This window comes from Enterobacter sp. Crenshaw (assembly GCF_024734705.1).
Classification (GTDB): domain Bacteria; phylum Pseudomonadota; class Gammaproteobacteria; order Enterobacterales; family Enterobacteriaceae; genus Enterobacter; species Enterobacter asburiae_B.
On sequence record NZ_CP102932.1, the window covers coordinates 2,969,827 to 2,993,050 of the forward strand.

At 56.3% G+C, this 23,224-nt stretch carries 20 protein-coding genes, 2 tRNA genes and 1 other annotated feature; of the genes, 11 read left to right on the forward strand and 11 right to left on the reverse strand.

What is annotated here, in order from left to right; genetic code table 11:
* The first annotated feature begins 332 nt into the window (after positions 1-332).
* Genes NWV12_RS14250 through NWV12_RS14260 form a run of 3 tightly spaced genes read left to right on the forward strand, consistent with a single transcriptional unit; the run spans position 333 to position 5,442 of the window.
* The gene (locus NWV12_RS14250) at positions 333-1,418 is read left to right on the forward strand and encodes an efflux RND transporter periplasmic adaptor subunit (protein WP_048979811.1); all 1,086 of its coding nucleotides are present in this window, start codon (positions 333-335) and stop codon (positions 1,416-1,418) included.
* Positions 1,418-4,480, forward strand: a complete 3,063-nt coding sequence (locus NWV12_RS14255; RefSeq protein WP_048979813.1) for an efflux RND transporter permease subunit — start codon at positions 1,418-1,420, stop codon at positions 4,478-4,480. Before NWV12_RS14250 ends, NWV12_RS14255 begins: the two co-directional genes overlap by 1 nt.
* Positions 4,477-5,442 carry an acyltransferase gene (locus NWV12_RS14260; protein WP_048979814.1) on the forward strand — a complete coding sequence of 322 codons (966 nt, stop codon included), beginning with the start codon at positions 4,477-4,479 and terminating at the stop codon, positions 5,440-5,442. Before NWV12_RS14255 ends, NWV12_RS14260 begins: the two co-directional genes overlap by 4 nt.
* On the opposite strand, the gene pagP is transcribed toward NWV12_RS14260, so the two are convergent.
* A complete protein-coding gene (gene pagP / locus NWV12_RS14265; RefSeq protein WP_033145939.1) occupies positions 5,439-6,014 on the reverse strand; it encodes a lipid IV(A) palmitoyltransferase PagP in 576 nt (191 codons plus the stop codon). The two genes, NWV12_RS14260 and pagP, sit on opposite strands and share 4 nt — an antisense overlap.
* 256 nt (positions 6,015-6,270) lie before the next feature.
* Between pagP and shiA the strand changes: the two genes are divergently transcribed.
* The 3 genes from shiA to NWV12_RS14280 all read left to right on the forward strand — a co-directional run bounded on the left by shiA (position 6,271) and on the right by NWV12_RS14280 (position 10,906).
* Entirely contained in the window at positions 6,271-7,587 is a 1,317-nt protein-coding gene (gene shiA / locus NWV12_RS14270; RefSeq protein ID WP_048979815.1) for a shikimate transporter, read from the forward strand.
* A gap of 73 nt (positions 7,588-7,660) precedes the next feature.
* On the forward strand, positions 7,661-9,115 hold the full coding sequence (locus tag NWV12_RS14275; protein ID WP_048976440.1) for an AMP nucleosidase: 1,455 nt from the start codon (positions 7,661-7,663) through the stop codon (positions 9,113-9,115).
* Between the two features lie 18 nt (positions 9,116-9,133).
* A complete protein-coding gene (locus NWV12_RS14280) occupies positions 9,134-10,906 on the forward strand; it encodes an aminopeptidase P family protein (protein WP_048979817.1) in 1,773 nt (590 codons plus the stop codon).
* 144 nt (positions 10,907-11,050) lie between these two features.
* Here NWV12_RS14280 and NWV12_RS14285 read toward each other — a convergent pair.
* Positions 11,051-11,126: transfer RNA gene (locus NWV12_RS14285), tRNA-Asn, on the reverse strand.
* 103 nt (positions 11,127-11,229) lie between these two features.
* Positions 11,230-12,684, reverse strand: a complete 1,455-nt coding sequence (gene emmdR, locus NWV12_RS14290; RefSeq protein WP_123244567.1) for a multidrug efflux MATE transporter EmmdR — start codon at positions 12,682-12,684, stop codon at positions 11,230-11,232.
* A gap of 161 nt (positions 12,685-12,845) precedes the next feature.
* Between emmdR and NWV12_RS14295 the strand changes: the two genes are divergently transcribed.
* Together NWV12_RS14295 and NWV12_RS14300 are read left to right on the forward strand one after the other, a co-directional pair.
* A tRNA-Asn gene (locus tag NWV12_RS14295) sits at positions 12,846-12,921 on the forward strand.
* Between the two features lie 53 nt (positions 12,922-12,974).
* Positions 12,975-13,310 (forward strand): gamma-glutamylcyclotransferase family protein, encoded by a 336-nt coding sequence (locus NWV12_RS14300; RefSeq protein WP_101744603.1) that lies wholly within the window; start codon positions 12,975-12,977, stop codon positions 13,308-13,310.
* Between the two features lie 46 nt (positions 13,311-13,356).
* On the opposite strand, the gene NWV12_RS14305 is transcribed toward NWV12_RS14300, so the two are convergent.
* The 4 genes from NWV12_RS14305 to dacD all read right to left on the reverse strand — a co-directional run bounded on the left by NWV12_RS14305 (position 13,357) and on the right by dacD (position 16,761).
* Positions 13,357-13,692, reverse strand: a complete 336-nt coding sequence (locus NWV12_RS14305) for a DUF496 family protein (protein WP_008499467.1) — start codon at positions 13,690-13,692, stop codon at positions 13,357-13,359.
* 158 nt (positions 13,693-13,850) lie between these two features.
* The gene (locus tag NWV12_RS14310) at positions 13,851-14,909 is read right to left on the reverse strand and encodes an FUSC family protein (protein WP_048980207.1); all 1,059 of its coding nucleotides are present in this window, start codon (positions 14,907-14,909) and stop codon (positions 13,851-13,853) included.
* Positions 14,910-15,001: 92 nt separating this feature from the next.
* Positions 15,002-15,475, reverse strand: coding sequence for a DNA gyrase inhibitor SbmC (gene sbmC / locus NWV12_RS14315; protein WP_048980206.1), 474 nt, complete (start codon positions 15,473-15,475; stop codon positions 15,002-15,004).
* 119 nt (positions 15,476-15,594) lie between these two features.
* Entirely contained in the window at positions 15,595-16,761 is a 1,167-nt protein-coding gene (dacD, locus tag NWV12_RS14320; protein ID WP_047061153.1) for a serine-type D-Ala-D-Ala carboxypeptidase DacD, read from the reverse strand.
* Positions 16,762-16,959: 198 nt separating this feature from the next.
* Between dacD and sbcB the strand changes: the two genes are divergently transcribed.
* Positions 16,960-18,396, forward strand: coding sequence for an exodeoxyribonuclease I (sbcB, locus tag NWV12_RS14325; RefSeq protein WP_375379103.1), 1,437 nt, complete (start codon positions 16,960-16,962; stop codon positions 18,394-18,396).
* 112 nt (positions 18,397-18,508) lie between these two features.
* Here sbcB and plaP read toward each other — a convergent pair whose 3' ends face one another.
* The 4 genes from plaP to NWV12_RS14345 all read right to left on the reverse strand — a co-directional run bounded on the left by plaP (position 18,509) and on the right by NWV12_RS14345 (position 21,934).
* Positions 18,509-19,867 (reverse strand): putrescine/proton symporter PlaP, encoded by a 1,359-nt coding sequence (plaP, locus tag NWV12_RS14330; protein ID WP_023312362.1) that lies wholly within the window; start codon positions 19,865-19,867, stop codon positions 18,509-18,511.
* Entirely contained in the window at positions 19,857-19,919 is a 63-nt protein-coding gene (gene yoeI / locus NWV12_RS14335) for a membrane protein YoeI (RefSeq protein ID WP_099458931.1), read from the reverse strand. Before yoeI ends, plaP begins: the two co-directional genes overlap by 11 nt.
* 219 nt (positions 19,920-20,138) lie before the next feature.
* Positions 20,139-21,068, reverse strand: coding sequence for a LysR substrate-binding domain-containing protein (locus NWV12_RS14340; protein ID WP_048980202.1), 930 nt, complete (start codon positions 21,066-21,068; stop codon positions 20,139-20,141).
* Positions 21,069-21,109: 41 nt separating this feature from the next.
* Entirely contained in the window at positions 21,110-21,934 is an 825-nt protein-coding gene (locus tag NWV12_RS14345) for an SDR family oxidoreductase (protein WP_024908072.1), read from the reverse strand.
* Positions 21,935-22,109: 175 nt separating this feature from the next.
* On the opposite strand from NWV12_RS14345, the gene hisL reads away from it, so the two are divergent.
* Both hisL and hisG read left to right on the forward strand, forming a co-directional pair.
* Entirely contained in the window at positions 22,110-22,160 is a 51-nt protein-coding gene (gene hisL / locus NWV12_RS14350) for a his operon leader peptide (RefSeq protein WP_001364200.1), read from the forward strand.
* Positions 22,136-22,259 (forward strand) — a sequence feature (His leader region). Its footprint overlaps the gene before it by 25 nt.
* A 65-nt stretch (positions 22,260-22,324) precedes the next feature.
* Positions 22,325-23,224, forward strand: coding sequence for an ATP phosphoribosyltransferase (hisG, locus tag NWV12_RS14355; RefSeq protein WP_028018500.1), 900 nt, complete (start codon positions 22,325-22,327; stop codon positions 23,222-23,224).

Below are 23,224 nucleotides of genomic sequence, written 5' to 3' on the forward strand. Positions count from 1 at the left end.
GGGTTGCCCTTAATGCCAGTTACGGAAAAAAAAGATGATTAACATTAAACGTAGCACAGGAATATCAGGTTTAGCGCTTCCCCACTGATAATGGTTATTTAACATTTATCTTTTCGCCGACTATGCTCATAGTCAGCTACCGCTTCCGGCTCATGGAGGAATGTATGTATGGTTTAAGCCTGATCCGTCTGGGTATGTTTATTGCGCTTGCCATTATCGCCAGCACGGCGATTGGTTTATTTACCTATATGGTCGTCACTGTTCTGGCAGAATAGTGTCACCCCTGTCCAGGTTATGGAATAAATAAAACAGTTATTTATTAGGGGAATACAGTGAACCGCTACCTCTCTCTTTTACCGTTCGTTTTGTTAACGCTCACGGCGTGCGACCCGAAACCGAAGCAAGACTCTCCCCTTCCCAGGATGGTAAAAGTGGCGGAGGTGACGGTTCCCGGTCACGCCCAGCAGCGCGTTTTCCCCGCCCGCATTGAATCGGGCGATGCCACAGACCTTTCCTTCAAGCGCGCAGGTCAAATTGAAGCGCTCGATGTGCGTCAGGGCGCAGCCATCAAGCAGGGGCAACAGCTTGCCAGACTGAACGCCCGTGAAGCCCAGCAGCGGGTTAACGACAGACAAACGGCGGCGACGCTGGCCCAGAGGCAGTTCGATCGCTTCCAGACGCTGGCGGGCCGGAAGGCGATTTCGAAAGCGGAAATGGACGTGCAGCGTGCGAACCGCGATTCGGCGAATGCGGCGCTGCAGATTGCCCGGGAAGAGCTGAATCAGATGACGCTCGTCGCCCCCTTCAGCGGGACGGTGGCCAGCGTACATGTCCGAAACCATCAGGTGGTGTCCCCCGGACAGCCCATTGCGACGTTAACCCGCACCGACCTACTTGACGTGGTGTTCAGCATCCCTGAAAACCTGTTTAAGACCTTTGATATCCGCAACGCGCAGTATCGCCCGGTAGTGAGAATTAACGCCATTCCGGATCGGGAATTTACCGCCGTCTACAAAGAGCACTCGGGCAGCAGCGACAGCAATACCCTGACCTGGCAGGTGATACTGACCATGCCGCGGCCAGATGATTTTCCCGCCGTCGGCGGCGTAAGCGGTACGGTGACCATCAATTTAACCAACCTCCCGGCGGGCGCGGACGCTCAGGCGCTGGTCGTCCCGGTTGAGGCAGTTTTTAACCCGGACAACAGCCCGCGCAATGAACCGCACGTCTGGGTCGTAACGGGCGAAGGCGACGCGCTCCATCTTGAAGACCGCAAGGTCAGCGTGGGGCAAGTGAGCACCGAAGGCGTGGTGATTACCAGCGGGCTTAAGGCGGGCGAGCGCGTGGTGGCCGCGGGCGTTGGGGAGCTCCATGCTAACCAGCCGGTGCGTATCTGGACGCGTGAACGGGGCCTGTAATGGATATCTCTCGTCAATTTATTAATAACCCTGTTCGCGTCTGGCTAACGATCCTGCTGCTGGGCATCGGGGGGATTTTTGCCCTGTTGAATATCGGCAGGCTGGAAGATCCCGCCTTTACCATCAAAACCGCAGTGGTGGTCACCCACTACCCCGGCGCATCCGCTCAGCAGGTGGAAGAAGAGGTGACGCTTCCGCTGGAGAATGCCCTTCAGCAGTTGCCTTATCTGGATAACGTCAGCTCTATCTCGTCAAACGGTCTGTCGCAAATCACCGTTAACATCGCGTCACGCTATCACTCGAACGAGCTGCCGCAGATTTGGGATGAACTGCGCCGCCGCGTGGGCGATGCCTCGCGTCAGTTCCCGCCCAGCGTCGTCACGCCCTTTGTAAATGACGATTTCGGCGACGTGTTCGGCTTCTTCTTCGCCATTTCCGGGAATGAATTCAGTAACCCTGAACTGGTGAGATACGCGGAGCAGCTTCGCCGCGAGTTAATTCTGGTCCCGGGGGTTGCGAAGGTCGCCATCGGTGGGGCGATTAGCCAGCAGGTCAACATTGATATCTCCCTGAGCAAAATGGCCGCGCGCGGCATTACGCTGAACCAGCTTTCCGCCCTGCTCAGCAGACTTAACGTTGTTTCCAGCGCAGGAGAAATCACCTCCGGCACCGAATCCATTCGCCTGCACCCGACCGGCGAGTTCGGGAATCTTGATGAACTGGCGGATCTCATCATCACGCCTTCCGGCACCGGGGCGGCGACGCGTCTGCGGGATATCGCCACGCTGTCGCGCGGGCTGAACGAATCGCCAGCCAGTATCTACCATGCCAACGGCAAAAAAGCCGTCACCATGGGCGTCTCGTTTATTCCCGGGGTGAACGTGATCGACGTGGGCCACGCGCTGGAGGCGAAGCTAAACCAGATGTCGGCGGAAAAACCGGCAGGCATACGGATAGACCTGTTTTACGATCAGGCCGCTGAAGTGGGCCATTCCGTTAACGGTTTTATTATTAACTTCCTGATGGCGCTGGCGATTGTCATCGGCGTGCTGCTGATCTTTATGGGCGTCCGCAGCGGGATCATCATTGCGGTTTCTCTCGCCCTTAACGTGCTGGGCACGCTGCTGATTATGTATCTGTGTGGCATTGAGCTACAGCGCATCTCGCTTGGGGCGCTGATTATCGCCCTCAGCATGCTGGTGGATAACGCCATCGTGATTGTCGAAGGGGTGCTGATTGCCCGACAGCAGGGCTCCCCGCTGTTAACCGCCGTAAACTACATCATCCGCCGCTCCGCCCTGCCGTTGCTGGGGGCGACGGTGATTGCCATCCTGGCGTTTGCCCCTATCGGGCTGTCGCAGGATTCCACCGGGGAATACTGTAAATCCCTGTTCCAGGTGCTGCTGATTTCCCTGATGCTGAGCTGGTTTTCGGCGCTCACCCTCACCCCGGTGCTGATTAAGTGGTGGTTGTTTAAAAACGACAGCGCGCCCGATAAAACCGACGAATCAGACCCTTACGATAAACGACTCTACCGCGCCTACCAGCGCCTGCTTAACACGCTGTTGCACCATAAGGCACCGACGCTCATTGTGATGGCTGCGCTGCTGGCAGCGTCTGTCTGGGGCTTCGGCGCCGTACGGCAAAACTTTTTCCCGTCGTCTAATACGCCCATTTTCTTTGTCGACCTGTGGTTACCCTACGGTACCGATATCAAGTGGACTGAGAAAATGACCAGCGATATCGAAAAAACCATTAACGGCCAGCCTGGCGTGGAGACCACCGTCTCAACCATTGGTCAGGGAAGTATGCGCTTTATTCTGACCTACAGCGGACAGCGCCAGTACAGCAACTATGCGCAGATCATGGTGCGCATGGACGACCAGCGCAACATCTCCGCCCTGACGCGCCACGTGGACGAGTACATCGCGCGAAACTATCCGCAGGTCAACGCCAGCACCAAACGCGTGATGTTTGGCCCCTCCGGCGACAGCGCCATTGAGGTGCGCATTAAAGGCCCGGACCCTGACCGGCTGCGCCTGATTGCCAGCCAGGTGGACGATATCCTCACGCGCGACCCGGCCACGGGCAGCGTCAGGAACGACTGGCAAAACCGCAGCAAGGTGATCCGCCCACAGTACGTTGCCGCCCTTGGCCGCGAGCTTGGCGTAGATAAGCAGGACGTTGATAACGCGCTGGAGATGAACTTCTCCGGCAGCCGGGCGGGGCTGTACCGGGAAGGCAGTGACCTGCTTCCGGTCGTGGTGCGCCCGCCTGAGAGCGAACGGCTGGACGCCAGTCACCTGAACAACGTGCTGGTCTGGAGCCAGACGCGGCAGCAGTATATCCCGCTGAGTAACGTCGTCAGCCGCTTCTCGCTGGAGTGGGAAGATCCGCTCATCCTTCGACGCGACCGCTCGCGGGTGCTGACGGTGCAGACGGACCCGGACCCGCTGAGCCAGCAAACCTCCGGGGACATTCTCGCCCGGGTGAAGCCGCAGGTAGATGCCCTTACCCTGCCACACGGCTACAGCATCGAGTGGGGGGGCGACGCGGAAAACTCCAGCGAAGCGCAGCAGGGGCTATTCACTACGCTACCTCTCGGGTATCTGGTGATGTTTGTCATTACGGTGCTGATGTTCAGCTCGGTAAAAAATGCGGTCGCTATCTGGCTGACCGTACCGCTGGCGCTGATTGGCGTGACGCCGGGATTTTTACTAACCGGCATTCCCTTTGGCTTTATGGCGCTGATTGGTCTGCTGAGCCTGAGCGGCATGCTGATCCGCAACGGCATCGTGCTGGTGGAAGAGATCGAACAGCAGAAAACGCAAAAGGATCAGCACAGCGCGATCGTGTACGCCGCGACCTCGCGTCTGCGCCCCATCCTGCTCACCGCGTTTACGACCGTACTTGGCCTGGCTCCGCTGCTGCTGGATGTGTTCTTCCAGAGCATGGCCGTTGTGATTATGTTTGGACTGGGGTTTGCTACAATCCTGACGCTGCTGGTACTCCCCGTGATCTATGCGTGTTTCCATCGTAAGGACGAAGCCAAACAACAATGAATGCGACAGGGCTGAACATTATCAAGACGCTGGGCTGTATGACGGCGGTGACCTTCTTTACCATCTACAACACCTGGGATCATTATGATTATGACTATCACTGGATCCTGGGGTTTTTAACCTTTATTTCGACGATTGCCACGCCGCTGTTTTTTGTCGTTGCGGGCTATCTCGACGGACAATCACGGCACGGCACCCGCTGGCAGCTGGGTAAAATTAAAAGTCTGGTGATTGTTTTTCTGTTCTGGATTACGATCTACTACCTGTGGGAGCCCTATCAGCGCGGGTATTTAATCCAGCCCTGGTTCGTGTTTGCGTTTGTGGTGATTTACACCTTCCACCCGGCGGTGGAGTGGCTCAGCCAGCGGCGAAGGCTGTTCTGCGGCTCGATTGCCGCCCTGCTGCTCTTTTCCTACGGATACGATCTGCTGTCAGCGCTCTATCCTGGAACGCACGCCCTTTCTCTTTCACCGCAGTATCGGCTGTGGACATGGCTGCTGTTTTATCTGACGGGGCAACTCTTTTGCGACCCGAAAATTGCCGAGTGGATTAGCCGCAAAAATGTCGTCAGGGCGGCGGTTGTCGCCATCCCGTTTATCTACCTCTTCACCTGGTTTTACGAGCGCCACTTTTTCTTCGCGCTGTTCAAGGCGGACAGAAACGCCTTTATTCTCACCGGCTCGCAGATTTACATTTTGATCATCGCGCTGGTGATTGCGGCGAACGGCGTGCGCTTTCGCCGCAATGCTGAATTTAAGGAGTCCATTCTGGCCGCCATCAGCAAAACGATGACCGGCGTGTATATTGTGCACTACTCGGTGTTTCATCTGCTGACGGCGCTGATACCGGTGACCTCTCTCGGTATGAAGCTGGCGCTGATTGTGCTCACCTTCGTCACCTCAGTTCTGTTCTCCATGCTGGTATTGTCTAACGCCGTGGCAAAAAAGGTGATCACCCTTTAGAAGCCTAAGCGCAGCCAGGCAAAGAGCACGTTGCCGTTGTTATAGGTTCCTGGAATATAGGTGAACTGGACGGTAACGCGCTTATACCCGGCGGAAAACAGCGGGAAGATAAACGGTAGCGGGACATAGTTTGCAAAATCATCTCGCGCCGTGATGCCCGCCGCGGCACCGAGTCCAAGGCGGAAATCTTTGGCATCATCCAGATACCAGCCCTTCTCCCAGCCATAGCCCATCGCGGGCTGCCATTCGTTATGCGAGTCCTTGAACATCATCGCGAACAGCGCGCTCCAGTTGCCCTCTTCGTTATAGCGGGAAACGCCCAAGCCTCCGCCCCACGGCATTTCATTGTAATTGTCGGTTTTTTCTTTGTCGTACATAAAGCGAGCGTGCCAGCTCAGAAACGGCAGGTACAGATCGTAACGCTGAGGCTCTTCCCAGGTTTGCGAAATATCATCCGTCAGCGCATTCCACCAGCCGCTGATACGCTGTTCACCATAGACGTTGGGCTCCGCATGAAGCGGTGCGACGAATAAAAACAGGACCATCCAGAATGCCGAAAAGGTGCGTTGCATCGTTATTCCCTCAGCTTAAGCCACGCAGCGGTAACTATTACTGTAATCCATTCAGCGCTAACCGGAGCCAAACAGACTGATTTATCTCGAGGCAGGGGAAGATGAAATTTATTTATTCAGCACCATCCGGAAAGATAAAAACGTTTTCTCAGGCGTTCTGTCGCGGTAGTCTCATAGGTTCCGTTTATATGACGGGCGCAACGTGAGTGACCTTTTCTTATACCAATAATTAAAAATCAGTACGGACAGGACAACTATGGACTCCACCCTCATCTCCGATCGTCCCAACGAGGAGACACCTTCGCTCAATCGTGCCCGCCGCGCAGCCTTAGGCAGCTTCGCGGGTGCCGTCGTCGACTGGTATGATTTTCTGCTTTACGGCATCACTGCCGCCCTGGTGTTTAACCGCGAGTTTTTTCCCCAGGTCAGCCCTGCGATGGGCACGCTTGCCGCGTTTGCCACTTTCGGCGTCGGCTTTCTGTTTCGCCCGCTGGGCGGTGTGATCTTCGGCCACTTCGGCGACCGCCTGGGCCGCAAGCGCATGCTGATGCTCACCGTCTGGATGATGGGGATCGCCACCGCGCTGATTGGTATTCTCCCCTCGTTTGCCTCTATCGGCTGGTGGGCGCCGGTACTGCTGGTCACCCTGCGCGCCATCCAGGGCTTCGCCGTCGGCGGCGAATGGGGCGGGGCGGCGCTTCTGTCCGTAGAGAGCGCGCCGAAAAATAAGAAAGCGTTTTACAGCAGCGGCGTACAGGTCGGGTACGGCGTGGGCCTTCTGCTTTCCACCGGGCTGGTATCGCTAATCAGCCAGCTCACCACCGACGAGCAGTTCCTGAGCTGGGGCTGGCGTATTCCGTTCATCTTCAGCATCGTGCTGGTCATCGCCGCGCTGTGGATCCGTAACGGGATGGAGGAGTCGGCTGAGTTTGAAAAACAACAGCTGGAAAAACCGCTCGCCAAAAAGCGTCTGCCTGTGATGGAAGCACTGGTTCAGCACCCTGGCGCTTTTCTGAAAATTATCGCCCTGCGCCTGTGCGAGTTGCTGACGATGTATATCGTCACCGCCTTTGCCCTGAACTACTCGACGCAGAACCTTGGTCTGCCGCGCGAGCTGTTCCTCAATATTGGCCTGCTGGTCGGCGGGATAAGCTGTCTGACTATCCCCTGCTTCGCCTGGCTGGCTGACAGGTTTGGCCGCCGTCGCGTTTACATCACCGGGGCGCTGATTGGCACCCTCAGCGCCTGGCCATTCTTTATGGCGCTCGAGGCGCAGTCGATCTTCTGGATTGTCTTCTTCGCCATCATGCTCGCCAATATCGCTCACGACATGGTGGTGTGCGTGCAGCAGCCGATGTTCACCGAGCTGTTTGGCGCAAGCTACCGCTACAGCGGCGCGGGCGTGGGCTACCAGGTGGCAAGCGTGGTCGGCGGCGGATTTACGCCGTTTATTGCCGCCGCGCTGGTGACCTTCTCCGGCGGCAACTGGCACAGCGTGGCGATTTATCTGCTGGCCGGCTGCCTGCTGTCGGCGGCGACGGCGCTGCTGATGAAAGAGACGAGCCACGGCTGATCTCCCTTTTGTTTCACAGGCGTGTGACATACTATCGGGTAGAGTCGCACACCTGTGGAACAAGGAGACAGAGATGAATAATAAGGGCTCCAGCCTGACCCCGGCTCAGGCGCTGGAAAAACTCGACGCGCTGTACGAACAGTCCGTCAACGCGCTGCGCGGCGCCATCAGCGAATATATCGAAACAGGGAAACTTCCCGACCAAAAGGCCAGAACCGAGGGCCTTTTTGTTTATCCATCGCTCTCTGTGACCTGGGACGGCAGCGCCAGCAGTAATCCCAAAACCCGCGCCTACGCGCGCTTTACCCACTCCGGCTGCTACAGCACCACCGTCACCCGCCCTGCGCTGTTCCGCCCGTATCTTGAAGAACAGCTTACGCTGCTGTACCAGGATTATGGCGCGCACATTGCCGTTGAGCCCTCGCAGCATGAGATCCCGTATCCGTACGTGATTGACGGTTCGGCGTTAACCCTTGACCGCTCCATGAGCGCGGGGCTGACCCGCCACTTCCCGACGACGGAACTTTCCCAGATTGGCGATGAGACGGCCGACGGGATTTATCACCCGGCAGAATTTTCTCCCCTGTCGCACTTTGATGCCCGACGGGTCGATTTCTCCCTGGCGCGCCTGCGCCACTACACCGGTACGCCAGTCGAACATTTCCAGCCGTTCGTGCTCTTTACCAACTACACCCGCTACGTCGACGAGTTTGTCCGCTGGGGCTGCAGCCAGATCCTCGACCCGGAGAGCCCGTACATCGCGCTGTCCTGCGCGGGAGGGATCTGGATCACCGCGGAGACCGAAGCGCCCGAGCAGGCCATTTCCGACCTGGCGTGGAAAAAGCACCAGATGCCCGCCTGGCATCTGATCACCGCAGACGGCCAGGGCATCACGCTGATTAACATCGGCGTTGGCCCGTCAAATGCCAAGACCATCTGCGACCATCTGGCGGTACTGCGCCCGGACGTGTGGCTGATGATTGGCCACTGCGGCGGCCTGCGTGAAAGCCAGCTGATTGGCGACTACGTGCTGGCCCACGCCTATCTGCGCGATGATCACGTGCTTGATGCGGTCCTGCCGCCGGATATCCCAATCCCGAGCATCGCCGAAGTACAGCGCGCGCTGTATGACGCCACCAAAGAGGTCAGCGGCATGCCGGGCGAAGAGGTTAAACAGCGCCTGCGCACCGGCACGGTCGTCACAACGGATGACCGCAACTGGGAGCTGCGCTACTCCGCCTCCGCGCTGCGGTTCAACCTGAGCCGCGCGGTGGCGATCGATATGGAGAGCGCCACCATTGCCGCCCAGGGATATCGCTTCCGCGTTCCTTACGGCACGCTGCTGTGCGTCTCCGATAAGCCGCTGCACGGTGAAATTAAGCTGCCGGGCCAGGCCAACCGTTTCTATGAAGGGGCTATCTCAGAGCATCTGCAGATTGGTATTCGCGCCATTGATTTGCTGCGGGCAGAAGGTGACAGGCTCCATTCCCGCAAGCTGCGCACCTTCAACGAGCCGCCATTCCGCTAATCACGATAAGGAAAAACAATGTCCAGCACATCACCGCTCTCTGCCCTGCGCCACTGGCTTGAGGCCAGCCATCTCGACGGGATGATCGTCCCGCGGGCGGATGCCTGGCAGAGCGAATACTGCGCGCCTTACGACGAAAAGCTGGCCTGGCTGACGGGCTTTGACGGTTCGGCCGGCGTGGCGCTGGTGCTGAAAAACAAAGCGCTGCTGTTCGTCGACGGGCGCTATCAGGTTCAGGCGCGCGTTCAGGTCAATACGGATGAGGTTGAGATCCACCACCTGCACAACGAGCCGCTGGCGGAATGGCTGGCAGAAAACGTTGAGGCAGGAACGCGCATCGGTTTTGACGCGCTGCTGATGACCAACGCGGAGTTTGAGCAACTGTCAGCCACGCCGTGCGAGCTGGTGCCGCTGAAGGTCTCGCCGTTTGACACGCTATGGACCGATCGCCCGGCCGCACCGGTGGGGCTTATCCGTGAGATGCCGGTTGAACACAGCGGCGAACGCAGCGCGGACAAACGTCAGCGCGTCGCCGCCGTGCTGGCCGCAAACAATGCCGATTATCTCGCCGTCACACTGCCGGATAATATCGCCTGGCTGCTAAACGTGCGTGGATCAGATATCCCCTTTAGCCCGGTTCCTCTTTCCTTCGCCCTGCTCAGCCGTGATGGTAGCGTTGAGTGGTTTGTTAACGACAATAAGCTCAGCGCCCTGCCTGACGGTGTGCGCAATGCGTTCACCGTTGCGCCGCAGGATACCTTTATTGAACGCTGCCAGCAGATTGCCGTAGGCAAACGGGTGATGATTGATGCCGATTCCGCGCCGGTTGCCCTGCGCTTCGCCGTTGAACCACGGGGAGAAATTGTCTGGCGGACCGACCCCATCACCCTGATGAAAGCGACTAAAAACCCGGTCGAGCTGGCGGGTTATCGCGAGTGCCATCACCGGGACGGGGCCGCGTGGGTCAACTTCCTCGCCTGGCTGAGCCGCGAAGTGCCGCTGCGCGAGGCGGCAGGACAACCGCTCACCGAGCTGGACGCGCAGACGCAGCAGCTTGCGTTCCGTCAACAGCAGCCCGGGTTCATCGAGCAGAGTTTTGCAACCATCTCCGCCTCTTCGAGCAATGCGGCGATGTGCCACTACCATTCGAGCGAGGCCAGCAATAAGCCCATCGGCCATGACCATTTTTACCTGAACGATTCCGGCGGCCAGTATGCTAACGGCACCACCGATGCCACGCGCACGCTGGCGTGGGGTCAGGTCGATCCGCAGCAGCGCCTGCACTACACTGCCGTGCTGAAAGGCTTCCTGTCGCTCATTACCCTGCAGTTCCCTTCCGGGACTCAGGGGCATCAGCTGGATGCGTTTGCGCGTCGCCCGCTGTGGGAGATGGGGCTGGATTACGATCACGGTACGGGTCACGGCGTGGGGCACCAGCTGCTGATCCACGAGAACCCGCATCGCATCGCCAAAAAGGTTAACCCGTGGCCGCTGGTGGCGGGCAATATCATGACTATCGAGCCAGGCTACTATCTGGGCGACAGCCACGGTATTCGTATTGAAAACCAGGTGGAGATTGTGGAGAGCCGTCCGGGTTTCTGCAGGTTTGCCTCGCTGACGCTGATCCCGATCGACTTAAGTCAGGTTGAGCTGCATCTGCTGAGCGAGCAGGAAAAGCAGTGGCTGGATGCGTATCACCGGCAGGTACGCGAGGCGCTCTCACCTCTGGTGAATAGCGAAGCGCGTGAGTGGCTGGTTGAGGCGACGACGCCGATTGGTTTGGTTCGATAGTGCATAGTGCGGGCTGGTGCCCTCACCCCAGCCCTCTCCCACGGGAGAGGGTGCAAACACTAAAAACGGCAACCCGGTTGCCGTTTTGCGTTTACCTTGCGCAGAAAAGCAAAAAGCCTGCTTTAAAAGCAGGCTTTTCAAATTTGGCTCCTCTGACTGGACTCGAACCAGTGACATACGGATTAACAGTCCGCCGTTCTACCGACTGAACTACAGAGGAATCGTGTGAACGGGGCGCATATTATCGATGCTCCCCCGGGATGTCAAAGGCAGAATGCACATTTCCGATCGTTTGCCGAATTATTCTCCACTTCGCGCAATTGTCAGGCATTTTTTCGCGGATATTTCCACAGCCAGCGTCCGCTGACCATTCGCCAGTAGAACAGCGCGCCCCGCACGGCCCAGTCGAGGAACATCCCCAGCCAGACGCCGACCACACCCCATCCGAGCATCACCCCGAGCGTATACCCCGCGACAACGCGACATCCCCACATGCCGAGCATCGATACCCACATCGCAAAGCGGGCATCGCGCGCCCCTTTCAGCCCGGCGGGTAATACCCATGAGGCCGCCCAGATGGGCATAAAGGCCGCGTTGAGCCAGATGAGGATCTTAACGACCTCTTTAACGTCATCTTCGTGGGTATAGAACGAGGCCATCAGCCCGGCAAACGGCGCGGTTCCCCAGGCGATCAGCGTCAGCCCAATGGTCGACAGCCAGAACACGTGCCGCAGCTGCCGCTCCGCCTGGCCTATCTGCCCTTTCCCGAGCCGTTTACCCGTAATAATGGTGGATGCTGAACCCAGCGCGTTACCCGGCAGGTTAATCAGCGAGGCAATAGAGAAGGCGATAAAGTTACCGGCGATAACGTCGGTGCCCATCCCGGCGACAAACATCTGCGTGAGCAGCTTCCCGCCGTTGAACAAGACCGATTCAATGCTCGCGGGAATGCCGATGCCCATCACTTCCCAGATAATGGCGAAATTAAAGGGGCGGAAATAGCTTTTTAGCGTCAGGCGCAGCGAGGGGGTGATCCCCGCCATCAGCACCCCGATGATGGCAGCCGCACCGATATAGCGTGAAATGGTTAACCCCAGTCCGGCACCGACGAACCCCAGCCCCTCCCACGAGAACACGCCGTAGATCAGCACGCTGCTGATAATGATATTCAGGATATTCATCCCGCCGTTGATCAGCAGCGGAATTTTGGTGTTGCCCGCCCCGCGCAGCGCACCGCTGCCAATCAGCGCAATGGCCGCCGCCGGATAGCTTAAGACGGTCATTTCCAGGTAGGTCAGCGCCAGGTCTTTAACCTCGTTCGTCGCCTCCCCGGCGACAAAGTCGATAATCTCTTTACCGAAATAGTGGATCACCGCCGCCAGAACGATCGAAAAAATGGTCATGATCATCAGCGACTGGCGGGCCGCCTCGCGTGCACGTTTGGGATCAAGCTTGCCGAGGCTAAAGGCCACCACCACCGTCGTCCCGAGGTCTATGGCGGCAAAGAACGAGATCACCACCATGTTAAAGCTGTCCGCCAGCCCAACCCCTGCCATCGCCTCTTTCCCCAGCCAACTCACCAGGAAGGTGCTCAAAACCCCCATCAGCAGAACGCAGGTATTTTCCAGGAAGATAGGCACGGCAAGAGGGGTGATTTCACGCCAGAACAGGACACGATAGCTTTTACGTTTTGCATACCATGGCGTGCGCGTTATCGCCTGGCGTAAGGAGGCAGTGACGTTCAAAATGGACCTTAGCGAGAAAAGTTGAAACTCCATTTCAAATGATGGGGGACAAATGCTAATCCTGCAAAGTATTTTCCAGAAAAAGATGTGTGGATTTACAACAAACTGACGACAGAATCAGCAATCAGTCGATTTTCCCTAAGATCAGGTTTGACAAAAGTTTTTTCGCCGCTAAGATAAGCCTCCACAACGATTCCTCTGTAGTTCAGTCGGTAGAACGGCGGACTGTTAATCCGTATGTCACTGGTTCGAGTCCAGTCAGAGGAGCCAAATTTAAAAAGCCTGCTTTTAAAGCAGGCTTTTTGCTTTGCGGATGAGGGAAAATGAACGCTCTGTTTGTCTACGGCACGCTGCGCCCGGGCCACGCTAATGCGCATATTCTTGAAAACATCGGCGGCGAATGGCTGGCCGGTTCCGTATCCGGCACGTTTTACGAACGCGGCTGGGGCGCCGCGGCGGACTTCCCGGGAATTGTGCTCCACCCTGACGGCCCCCGCGTCGACGGCTATCTGTTTATCTCGGATAACCTTGCCGCGCACTGGCAAATGCTGGACGAATTTGAAGACGGCTACGATCGCGTTGAGGTCACGGTGACCACCCTTGAAGGCAAGCAGGTTCAGGCCTGGATTTATCAGCTACAGCCGCGTTCTGAGTCATAAAAAAGGCTCTCTGTCACCAGAGAGCCTTTTTCACTATTCGCTGCGATTACTCGCTTTTTGCTTCGCCGTTTTTGATTTCGCCCATCACTTTCAGCTTTTTAGAGATGTCGCGACGCTCTTTGGACAGCTCAGCGTTTTTGATGATGTAGTCATCAACGCGGTCTTCATAGTCGCTCTTCATGCTGGCGATGATGCCCTGAATAGCTTCAACGCTCATACCTGGCTTGATGTAGTCGCTCAGGTTGTCGAGGAGCAGAACACGTTTCTGGTTGTCACGGATCTTCTTCTCAACGTCCTGGATTTCACGCTGCAGCTTGTTTTTGCGGCGGAACAGGCGGACGAATTCCAGAACATCCTGGAACGAAGGCTTGGTAGTTTCCATTTTTACACCCCTGATAATGTGAGATTCGGATTCGTTAAGGCAACCGTTGTAACAATAACCTTACTGACAGCGGCTGCGAATGACAATGAGTATATCGTTTAAAGCTATCATAACCCCAATTGCTGCTGAATCGAAGCAGCAGCCGTCACATACGCCTTTTATTTGCGCAGCGCCCGGCAAATAAGGTGCGATAACAGCTCAAGCTGACGCGCCAGTTCCATGCTCAGCCAGACGTAGCCATGAATAGGCGTTTCCGCCACGTTATCGCTCTGGCGTTCATTGATTAACTGCTTCAGCTCCGCGACGATCTCATTCAGCCGCTCACTGTTGGCCAGTATCGGCTGCGGGTTCCCTTCATAGAGCGCATGGGCAATGGTCAACAGCGTTTGCTGCGTCATCTGCTGGGTCTCTTTGAGAGTCTGCGCGTTAAGCATCAACAGATGGCTGGGACGCGAGGCCCAGTGGGCGTTGATTTGCAGTTCAAGCATGCAGACCAGATTGCGGCTTACCGTCTGGATGGCTTCAAAAATCGATTTCTGAATATGGGTTTCTTTGCTGGCGGGCGCGATCAGGCCGCGCATTTTGACCACGTCGTTGAGGATTGTTTGCAGATGCTTTTCCAGCCGGGGACGTTCGACCAGATTCGGGGAAAAACCGGCCTGATAGACGCGGTTAAAGGCGGTGACGTAGTTCGCCATCTGAATACGCCAGTGCAGAAAAGCGCGCTGCGGCCAGATGCCGGTGAAGAGCATGGCCAGCAGTGATCCCAGGATGACATCTCCGCTTCGCCACAGCGCGGTGGTCATATCCCCGGCGGGCGCACCGACAACCACCGCGAGAGTAATCCCAATCAGCAAGGCCTGATACGGTCTTTTGCCCAACGCCAGCCAGCCGCACAGGAACATGGCGGCCCCGCACCATGCCAGCATCACGGGAAATGAGATGAGTTCCAGCTTCAGGGCAATAAGCCCAAGGGCCGAGCCTAAAACCGTCCCGCCAATTCGCTCAAAGGCGCGCGGAACAACGTTCCCCCAAAACGAGATGGGCCCCATCACCACCACCAGGGTGATCAGCGGCCACGTCCCTTCCGGAACATCAAGCAAACGGACCAGTACAAACGTCAATACGAACGCCAGCGCGATGCGGCACCCGTGCACCACGCGGTAATGTTTGTACAACCGAATTTCAAAAGGGGTTAATGATTTGTCGGGACGCACACCCGCTCTCCAGCTACACGGCAAATCACAATTGTACTGTGTTTTCAGCCGGGCGGATCGCTCCCGGCTGAAAAACCCTTCATTTAGCAGGCCTAAGCCGTTTTATGCTCTACCGCGATATACATTTCGATATCCCAGTAGCCGTCTGCATTGCCGTCATTGAGATAGCGTTCGAAGCAGGGTTTAAGCGCCATCTGGTACTTATTGTCCTGCAGCAGAGAGTTGAAGAACTGATACCACGGCGTGGCGAAGTCGTAGTTTTCCACGCGCGCCGACGCCACGGCATAATCACCGCCCGCGATTTCCGTCATCATGACGCCTTCGCTGTTTTCCGGGATAACGAAATCGTCCGGCACCGTAACGGCCGTATCGCAGCGCAGTTTTTCTGCCGGGACCTCATCGGGGTTATCGTAGTAGACCGCAACCCACTCCAGCGGCTCAATGTGGCGCCCGTCCACCCACATCACCAGCTGTTCAAAGCCCTGTTTTACCGTTTGTTCCCACGGTCCGACCAAATGAAAACCGGCAATCTTACGTTTCTGTTGCTGCTTGATGCTGTAGTCCATGCTGCCTCCATTTATTACTGTATATTTATACACTATAAAGCTGGATTACTATTATCGGCAAACGAGGAGTGTTTATTATGTGAGCAGACTCGCAACCCTGCCAGTCTGCCCATCAGCGGTTAAAGCGTGTGGTGGAGATAATCGCTCATGCGAGAGAACAGTCCGCCCTTATCAACGGCTTCCAGCGTCACCAGCGGCCAGTGCGCCACCACCTTGTCACGGTCATAGAGCTGGATCTCCCCGACCCGCTGATGCGCAGCAATCGGCGCTTCCAGCTCTTTTTTATCCAGCACGTATTTGGCTTTGATGTTCGGCACTTCCGCTTTCGGCAAGGCCAGCCAGAAGTCCTGGTCGGTGCCCAGTTTCACCTGCTCCTTATCGCCGTACCAGATACGCTCTGTCCCCACTTTTTTACCGCTATGCAGGATTTGCACCGTATCGAAGTTCTGCTGCCCCCAGTGCAGCAGTTTCCGGGCCTGGTCCTCACGGCCTTTCGGGCTGTCCGCCCCCATCACCACCGCGATTAAACGGCGCTGCCCGTCAACGGCGGACGCAATCAGGTTAAAGCCCGCTCCCGAGGTATGCCCCGTTTTAAGCCCGTCCACGTTCATGGTTTTATCCCACAGCAGGCCGTTACGGTTTTGCTGGGTGATCCCGTTCCAGGTCAGGCTCTTTTCGCTGTACATATGATAAAACTCAGGCTCGCCGTGAATGATGGCCCGGGAGAGTACGGCCAGGTCATAGGCCGAGCTGTGCTGGCCCGGCGCGTCCAGCCCGTGGACGGTTTCAAAGTGCGTATCGCGCAGGTTCAGCTTCTGCACGTACTCGTTCATCATCTTCACAAACTGCGGCTGACCGCCCGCCACGTGATCGGCCAGCGCCACGCAGGCGTCGTTGCCGGAATCGACAATCAGACCGCGGCTTAAATCACGCACGGAGACGCGATCGCCCTCTTTCAGGAACATCAGCGATGAGCCGTCAAAAACCGGGTTGCCTTTTGCCCACGCGTCACGCCCGACGGTGACAATGTCGTCCGGCGTAATGCGATGGCTATCAATGGCCCGATCGACCACATACCCCGTCATCAGCTTGGTCAGGCTCGCCGGATTACGTTGTTGATGTTCGTTGCCCGCCGTTAAGATCTGACCAGTCGTGTAGTCCATCAGCACCCAGGAGCCAGCCTGAATGGCCGGAGGCTGCGGCGAAAAATCCAGTGGTTCGGCCGCAAAAGCAGATGAGACACTCGAAGCGAGTAAAGAAACAGCAATAAACAGACGGCGTTTCAACGGTATATCCTCAGGTCATTAAAAATCGATGACCTTTTTACGGGAGTTCTGATGTCGTTACCTGGCTTAATTGCAAAAAAATGTGACAGAGCACAGATTTTTCTCTGAAGCTGGCGCGCAAATTTGCTCGACGGCGGTGCTTTTTATTCGGTCTGAACCGCACGATCGTTTACCATAGTGACGTCATTTTTTAACAGGATGGTATTACTGGTGTCTGACTCTGCCGCTCGCCCGACTTTTTTATTTCATGACTACGAAACCTTTGGCACGCACCCGGCGCTGGACCGACCGGCGCAGTTTGCCGCCATCCGTACCGACGACGAATTCAACATTATTGGCGAGCCTGAGGTCTTTTACTGCAAACCGGCTGATGACTACCTGCCGCAGCCCGGGGCGGTCATGGTCACCGGGATCACGCCTCAGGAAGCGCGCGAGAAAGGCGTTAACGAGGCAGAATTCGCCCGACGCATCCACGATCTGTTTACCGTCCCCAATACCTGCGTGGTCGGTTACAACAACATCCGCTTCGATGACGAAGTAACTCGCAACATCTTCTATCGCAACTTCTACGATCCCTATGCCTGGAGCTGGCAGAACCGCAATTCACGCTGGGATTTGCTCGACATCATGCGCGCCTGTTATGCCCTGCGTCCTGAGGGCATTAACTGGCCGGAAAACGAGGAAGGGCTGACCAGCTTCCGGCTGGAACACCTGACGCGCGCCAACGGCATCGAGCACAGCAATGCCCACGACGCGATGGCGGACGTCTATGCCACCATTGCCATGGCGAAGCTGGTGAAAAACGCGCAGCCCCGACTGTTTGAGTATCTGCTGAGCCACCGCAGCAAACAGAAGCTCATGACCCTTATTGACGTACCGCAGATGAAACCCCTGGTGCATATCTCCGGCATGTTTGGCGCCTGGCGCGGGAATACCAGCTGGGTCGCCCCGCTGGCCTGGCATCCGGACAATCGTAATGCGGTCATCATGGTGGATTTAGCCGGCGATATTTCGCCGCTGCTCGAGCTCGACAGCGATAGCCTTCGCGAACGGCTTTATACCCCGAAAAATGAACTCGGCGATCTGCCTGCGGTGCCGGTCAAACTGGTGCATATCAATAAATGTCCGGTACTGGCGCAGGCGAATACGCTGCGCCCGGAAGATGCGGACAGACTGGGCATTAACCGTCAGCGCTGCCTCGATAACCTGAAAGTGCTGCGCGATAACCCGCAGGTGCGCGAGAAAGTAGTTGCTATCTTTGCCGAGGCGGAGCCGTTCGTGCCGTCTGAAAACGTGGATGCCCAGCTCTACAACGGCTTCTTCAGCGATGCCGACCGCGCGGCGATGAATATCGTTCTGCAAACCGAGCCGCGTAACTTACCGGCGCTGGATATTACTTTCGCCGATAAACGCATCGAAAAGCTGATGTTTAACTACCGCGCACGTAATTTCCCCGGCACGCTGGACGAGGCAGAGCAGGATCGCTGGCTGCAGCATCGTCGCAATGTCTTTACCCCTGAGTTCCTTAATAGCTATGCCCAGGAGCTGGAAATGCTTTATGGCCAGTATGAGGGGAATGCTGAGAAACAGGCGCTGTTGAAATCCCTGTTCCAGTACGCGCAAGAGATTGTCTGAGCGAGCGGTATAAAAAAAGCCGGAGGCGATGTCTCCGGCTTTTTTTTGCCCGCTGGCACAGGCCAACGGGTGTGTCGTTTTGTAGGCCGGGCAAGCGCCACCCGGCGAGTCATTACGCGACGTCTTCGTACTGAGGAACCGGGTTACGGAAGCTCTTCGTGACGCAGGCCAGGTAAATCAGGCCGATACCCGCCCAAATCAGGCCAAGCACCATAGAGCTCTCTTCCAGGTTAACCCACAGCGCGCCCACGGTCAGGGCACCGCACATCGGCAGGAACAGATACTGGAAGTGATCTTTCAGCGTCTTGTTACGCTTTTCACGGATCCAGAACTGAGAGATAACCGACAGGTTAACAAAGGTGAACGCCACCAGCGCACCGAAGTTAATCAGCGCCGTTGCCATCACCAGGTCAAAGTTAATCGCCAGAAGCGCAATGGCACCGACCAGAATGATGTTCATCGCCGGGGTACGCCAGGTTGGATGAACGTAGCCGAAGAAGCTTTTCGGGAATACGCCATCGCGGCCCATCACGTACATCAGACGCGCAACGCCTGCATGCGCGGCCATACCGGACGCCAGTACGGTAATGGTGGAGAAGATCAGCGCGCCAACCTGGAACGCTTTACCCGCCACATAGAGCATGATTTCCGGCTGAGATGCATCCGGATCCTTAAAGCGAGAGATATCCGGGAAGTACAGCTGCAGGAAATAGGTCGAGAAAATAAAGATCAGACCGCCAATTAGCGCCGTCAGGAAGATGGCACGAGGGATCACGCGCTCTGCATCTTTCGTTTCTTCAGACAGGTTGCTGATGCCGTCAAAACCGGTAAAGGAGAAGCACAGAATGGTTGCCCCGGTAATCATCGGGATCACATGGGCATCACCAGACCAGAACGGCTTGCTGCTCGCCAGAGTGCCGGCGCCTTCGCCGTGGAACACACCGTAAATCACCATGCCAAGAATAACGGCAATCAGGACAACCTGAAGCACAACGATAACGGAGTTAAAGTTGGCAACGGACTTAATGCTGCGCAGGTTAAAGGCGGTCATAAAGGCCACCAGCGCCACGACGAACATCCAGGATGGAATCGACGGCACCAGCGCTTCAAAATAAATTTTTGCCAGCAGAATGTTGATCATCGGCGCGAACAGGTAGTCGAGCAGCGAAGACCAGCCCACCATAAAGCCAACTGTCGGGCTGATGGATTTCTGGGCATAGGTGTAGGCGGAACCAGCAGACGGATAGCGACGCACCAGTTTACCGTAGCTCAGCGCGGTAAAGAGGATCGCAATCAGCGCGAAGCCATAAGCCGTCGGCACATGACCGTCTGTGAGGCCTGATACGATACCGAATGTATCGAACAGCGTCATCGGTTGCATATAGGCAAGGCCCATCATAACAACCGGAATCAACGTAAGCGTTTTACGTAATTCCACGCGAGAGGTGTTTGGAGTTGCGTTATGCGACATAGTTATTCTCCTTTACGGTGATAACCGCCACGTAAGCGAAAAATTGCCCCATTTCTTTCTTCCTCAGCGACAACAACTGTCGGATTTTAGTAAATATCTATCCGGTACGAAGCCCGGCCTCTTGGTTTTTAGTTTCGTTTCGTACATGCAAAAAAAAATAACCGACGCCTTTTATATCGTCGATTATTCATTTGGTTGCAGCGGCCGCATTTTGCCCCACATCGGATACAAAAGGCAATACTTTGCAAAGCATGGGACAATTTTCTTTTTACTAACTGGCTGATTTCTGGACGTCGGGCCGAGAGTAAACGGCGGCGATAGCACTATTTGCTAAAATCTCGTCTCGCCACCAGGCGCTTGCAAGCCCGGCAGTTTGTTCATTCCAGCCTACCCACACCGATTCATTACTGCTTTGAGCAAGTACCTGTTTTTCAACAAGCGCGCCGCTGTCAATAAACCGCTGCGCCAGATAGCGCGGTAAATAGCCGCAGCCCAGGCCGCTTATTTGCAGTTCCAGCTTGGTTTTAAAGTCGAAAACGGTAATGGCCTCCTGCTCATCAAGCAGCTGCGAGGAGACCGAGCATTCCGGACGAGAGCTGTCCCCGACCACGATGGCGCGATAGCCTTTAATCACGCGACGGTTAAGCGGCTCGGGTTCCTGAGCCAGCGGGTGATGGGGCGCCACGGCAAATACCTGCTCCAGCACGCCCAGCCGGGCAAAACCAAAATCACTCAGCTGGGGAGGCTCATGGAGTGCACCGACAAAGATATCCGCCCTGCCCTGCGTTAAGGCATCCCAGGAGCCACCCAGCACGCCGTTGATAAAGATAAGCCGGGTCACGCTGTGGTGTTGATAGAAGGCTTCAATCAGCGGCGTCAGGAGAGAAAACGGAAAAGTATCATCCACGCCAATAACCAGCTCGTTTTCCCAACCCTGATGAAGTTTTACGGCCTGTTTTTCGAGTTCACGAACGGTATGGAGAACTTCACGGCCTTTTTCCAGCAGCATCTGTCCGGTACGGGTGAAACGTGCGCGGTGCCCGGTGCGATCGAGGATCTGGATATTGAGATCGCTTTCCAGTTTTTGAACGGTATAGCTCAACGCAGATGGGGTTTTGTAGAGCTTTGCTGACGCAGCGGCAAAGCTCCCCTCTTTTTCCAGAGCATCCAGAATAATAAGAACATCCAGCAGCGGTTTCATGCTCGCCCCCTTCTGGTGCGCGATCGTCTCCGCTGCGGGTCTTATTCCATGGGCATCACCAGCGGATCGGGATACTGATACTCAAACCCCAGCTCATGACAAATGCGATTGCCATCAACAATTTTGCCTTTGCTGTCATCCTTTGCCTCACCAAAAACCGGCGGAGCCAGGCCCAGCTGACGTGCCATCAGCGGGTAAAACGTGCTGCGTGCCGGATGAGAAGGTGCACATATATTATAGATGTGTCCACCTTTCGGAGCCTGTAAGAGTAGCTCAATCGCAGCAACAACATCGTCAAGATGAACAAGATTGACGACATGCTGGCCGTCTGGCGCAGACTTACCGGCAAAAAAGCGTCCCGGATGACGGCCAGGGCCCACCAGCCCCGCCAGACGGACAATATCGACCTGCGTGCCGGGAAGATTATGCAGCCAGTCTTCCAGCTCTTTCAGAACCTGACCGCTCGCCGTCACGGGACGGCGCTCGGAACTCTCTTTCACCACGCCCTCAACTTCGCCATACACCGACGTCGAGCTGGTAAAAATGATGCGCGGAACATGGTGCGCCAGCGCGCTGTCGACGATCTCCTGCATCGCCTGCAGATAAAACGACTCGCCCGGGCCACTGCGCCGTGCGGGGAGCGTGATCACCAGCGCATCGACGTTCATCAGCGTGTCCAGATCGTCAGCATCACACACCAGCTCCGGTTCAAGGCGCAGCTCAACGCCATCAATACCGCACATGCGCGCTGCCTCTACCCCATCCGCCGTGGTTTTGCTCCCGGTCACCTGCCAGCCTTTCGCGGCTAATGACATCGCCAGCGGCATTCCCAGCCATCCTAAACCGACAATCGCGACCTTTTTCATGCGAATTCTCCTGACTCTCACTCGTCTTTTATAAGGCTACGCCAGCCCGGCAGAACACACAATTCATAGCATCAATATGAAATGAATTAATGATCAAAAAAAGCCCTTGCAATATGTCGTACAACTGGTTTAGGTTAAAAGACATCAAATGAATAAGCATTCATCGAGAATTTATATGACACGCGTTCAATTTAAACACCACCATCATCACCATCATCCTGACTAGTCTTTCAGGCGATGTGTGCTGGAAGACGTTTGGATCTTCCAGTGGTGCATGAACGCATGAAAAAGCCCCCGGAAGATCTTCTTCCGGGGGCTTTTTTTTGGACCAAATTCAGACAGGTTAAAACAGGTTAAAACAGGTTAAAACAGGTTAACGAGGAATAAAGAATGTTAGATAACTCACGCTTACGCATAGCTATTCAAAAATCAGGCCGTTTGAGCGATGACTCACGCGAACTGCTGGCCCGCTGCGGGATTAAAATTAACCTGCACACCCAGCGCCTGATTGCTCTGGCTGAAAACATGCCCATCGACATTCTGCGCGTGCGTGATGACGATATTCCCGGCCTGGTCATGGATGGCGTCGTTGACCTCGGCATTATCGGGGAAAACGTGCTGGAAGAAGAGCTGCTGACACGCCGCGCTCAGGGCGAAGATCCGCGTTACTTTACCCTGCGTCGTCTGGACTTCGGCGGCTGCCGCCTGTCGCTGGCTACGCCGGTTGACGAAGCGTGGGACGGCCCGGCCGCGCTGAACGGCAAACGTATCGCCACCTCTTACCCTCACCTGTTAAAGCGTTATCTCGACCAGAAAGGCGTGCAGTTTAAATCCTGCCTGCTGAACGGCTCTGTTGAAGTGGCGCCGCGTGCGGGTTTGGCGGACGCCATCTGCGATCTCGTCTCTACCGGCGCGACGCTGGAAGCCAACGGTCTGCGCGAAGTGGAAGTGATCTACCGCTCTAAAGCGTGCCTGATTCAGCGCGACGGCGACATGGCCGACGCCAAGCAGCAGCTGATCGACAAGCTGCTGACCCGCATTCAGGGCGTGATTCAGGCGCGTGAGTCCAAATACATCATGATGCACGCCCCAACCGAGCGTCTGGATGAAGTAATTGCCCTCCTGCCGGGCGCTGAGCGCCCAACCATCCTGCCGCTGGCGGGCGATCAGCAGCGCGTGGCGATGCACATGGTGAGCAGCGAAACCCTGTTCTGGGAAACCATGGAAAAACTGAAGGCGCTGGGCGCAAGCTCCATCCTGGTGCTGCCTATTGAGAAGATGATGGAGTAA

Bases quoted from the DNA above. Each gene is read 5' to 3' on its own strand.
- NWV12_RS14255 (WP_048979813.1), top strand. From the start codon at position 1,418: ATGGATATCTCTCGTCAATTTATTAATAACCCTGTTCGCGTCTGGCTA.
- NWV12_RS14260 (WP_048979814.1), top strand. From the start codon at position 4,477: ATGAATGCGACAGGGCTGAACATTATCAAGACGCTGGGCTGTATGACG.
- pagP (WP_033145939.1), bottom strand. From the start codon at position 6,014: ATGCAACGCACCTTTTCGGCATTCTGGATGGTCCTGTTTTTATTCGTC.
- shiA (WP_048979815.1), top strand. From the start codon at position 6,271: ATGGACTCCACCCTCATCTCCGATCGTCCCAACGAGGAGACACCTTCG.
- NWV12_RS14275 (WP_048976440.1), top strand. From the start codon at position 7,661: ATGAATAATAAGGGCTCCAGCCTGACCCCGGCTCAGGCGCTGGAAAAA.
- NWV12_RS14280 (WP_048979817.1), top strand. From the start codon at position 9,134: ATGTCCAGCACATCACCGCTCTCTGCCCTGCGCCACTGGCTTGAGGCC.
- emmdR (WP_123244567.1), bottom strand. From the start codon at position 12,684: ATGGAGTTTCAACTTTTCTCGCTAAGGTCCATTTTGAACGTCACTGCC.
- NWV12_RS14300 (WP_101744603.1), top strand. From the start codon at position 12,975: ATGAACGCTCTGTTTGTCTACGGCACGCTGCGCCCGGGCCACGCTAAT.
- NWV12_RS14305 (WP_008499467.1), bottom strand. From the start codon at position 13,692: ATGGAAACTACCAAGCCTTCGTTCCAGGATGTTCTGGAATTCGTCCGC.
- sbmC (WP_048980206.1), bottom strand. From the start codon at position 15,475: ATGGACTACAGCATCAAGCAGCAACAGAAACGTAAGATTGCCGGTTTT.
- sbcB (WP_375379103.1), top strand. From the start codon at position 16,960: ATGGTATTACTGGTGTCTGACTCTGCCGCTCGCCCGACTTTTTTATTT.
- plaP (WP_023312362.1), bottom strand. From the start codon at position 19,867: ATGTCGCATAACGCAACTCCAAACACCTCTCGCGTGGAATTACGTAAA.
- NWV12_RS14340 (WP_048980202.1), bottom strand. From the start codon at position 21,068: ATGAAACCGCTGCTGGATGTTCTTATTATTCTGGATGCTCTGGAAAAA.
- NWV12_RS14345 (WP_024908072.1), bottom strand. From the start codon at position 21,934: ATGAAAAAGGTCGCGATTGTCGGTTTAGGATGGCTGGGAATGCCGCTG.
- hisG (WP_028018500.1), top strand. From the start codon at position 22,325: ATGTTAGATAACTCACGCTTACGCATAGCTATTCAAAAATCAGGCCGT.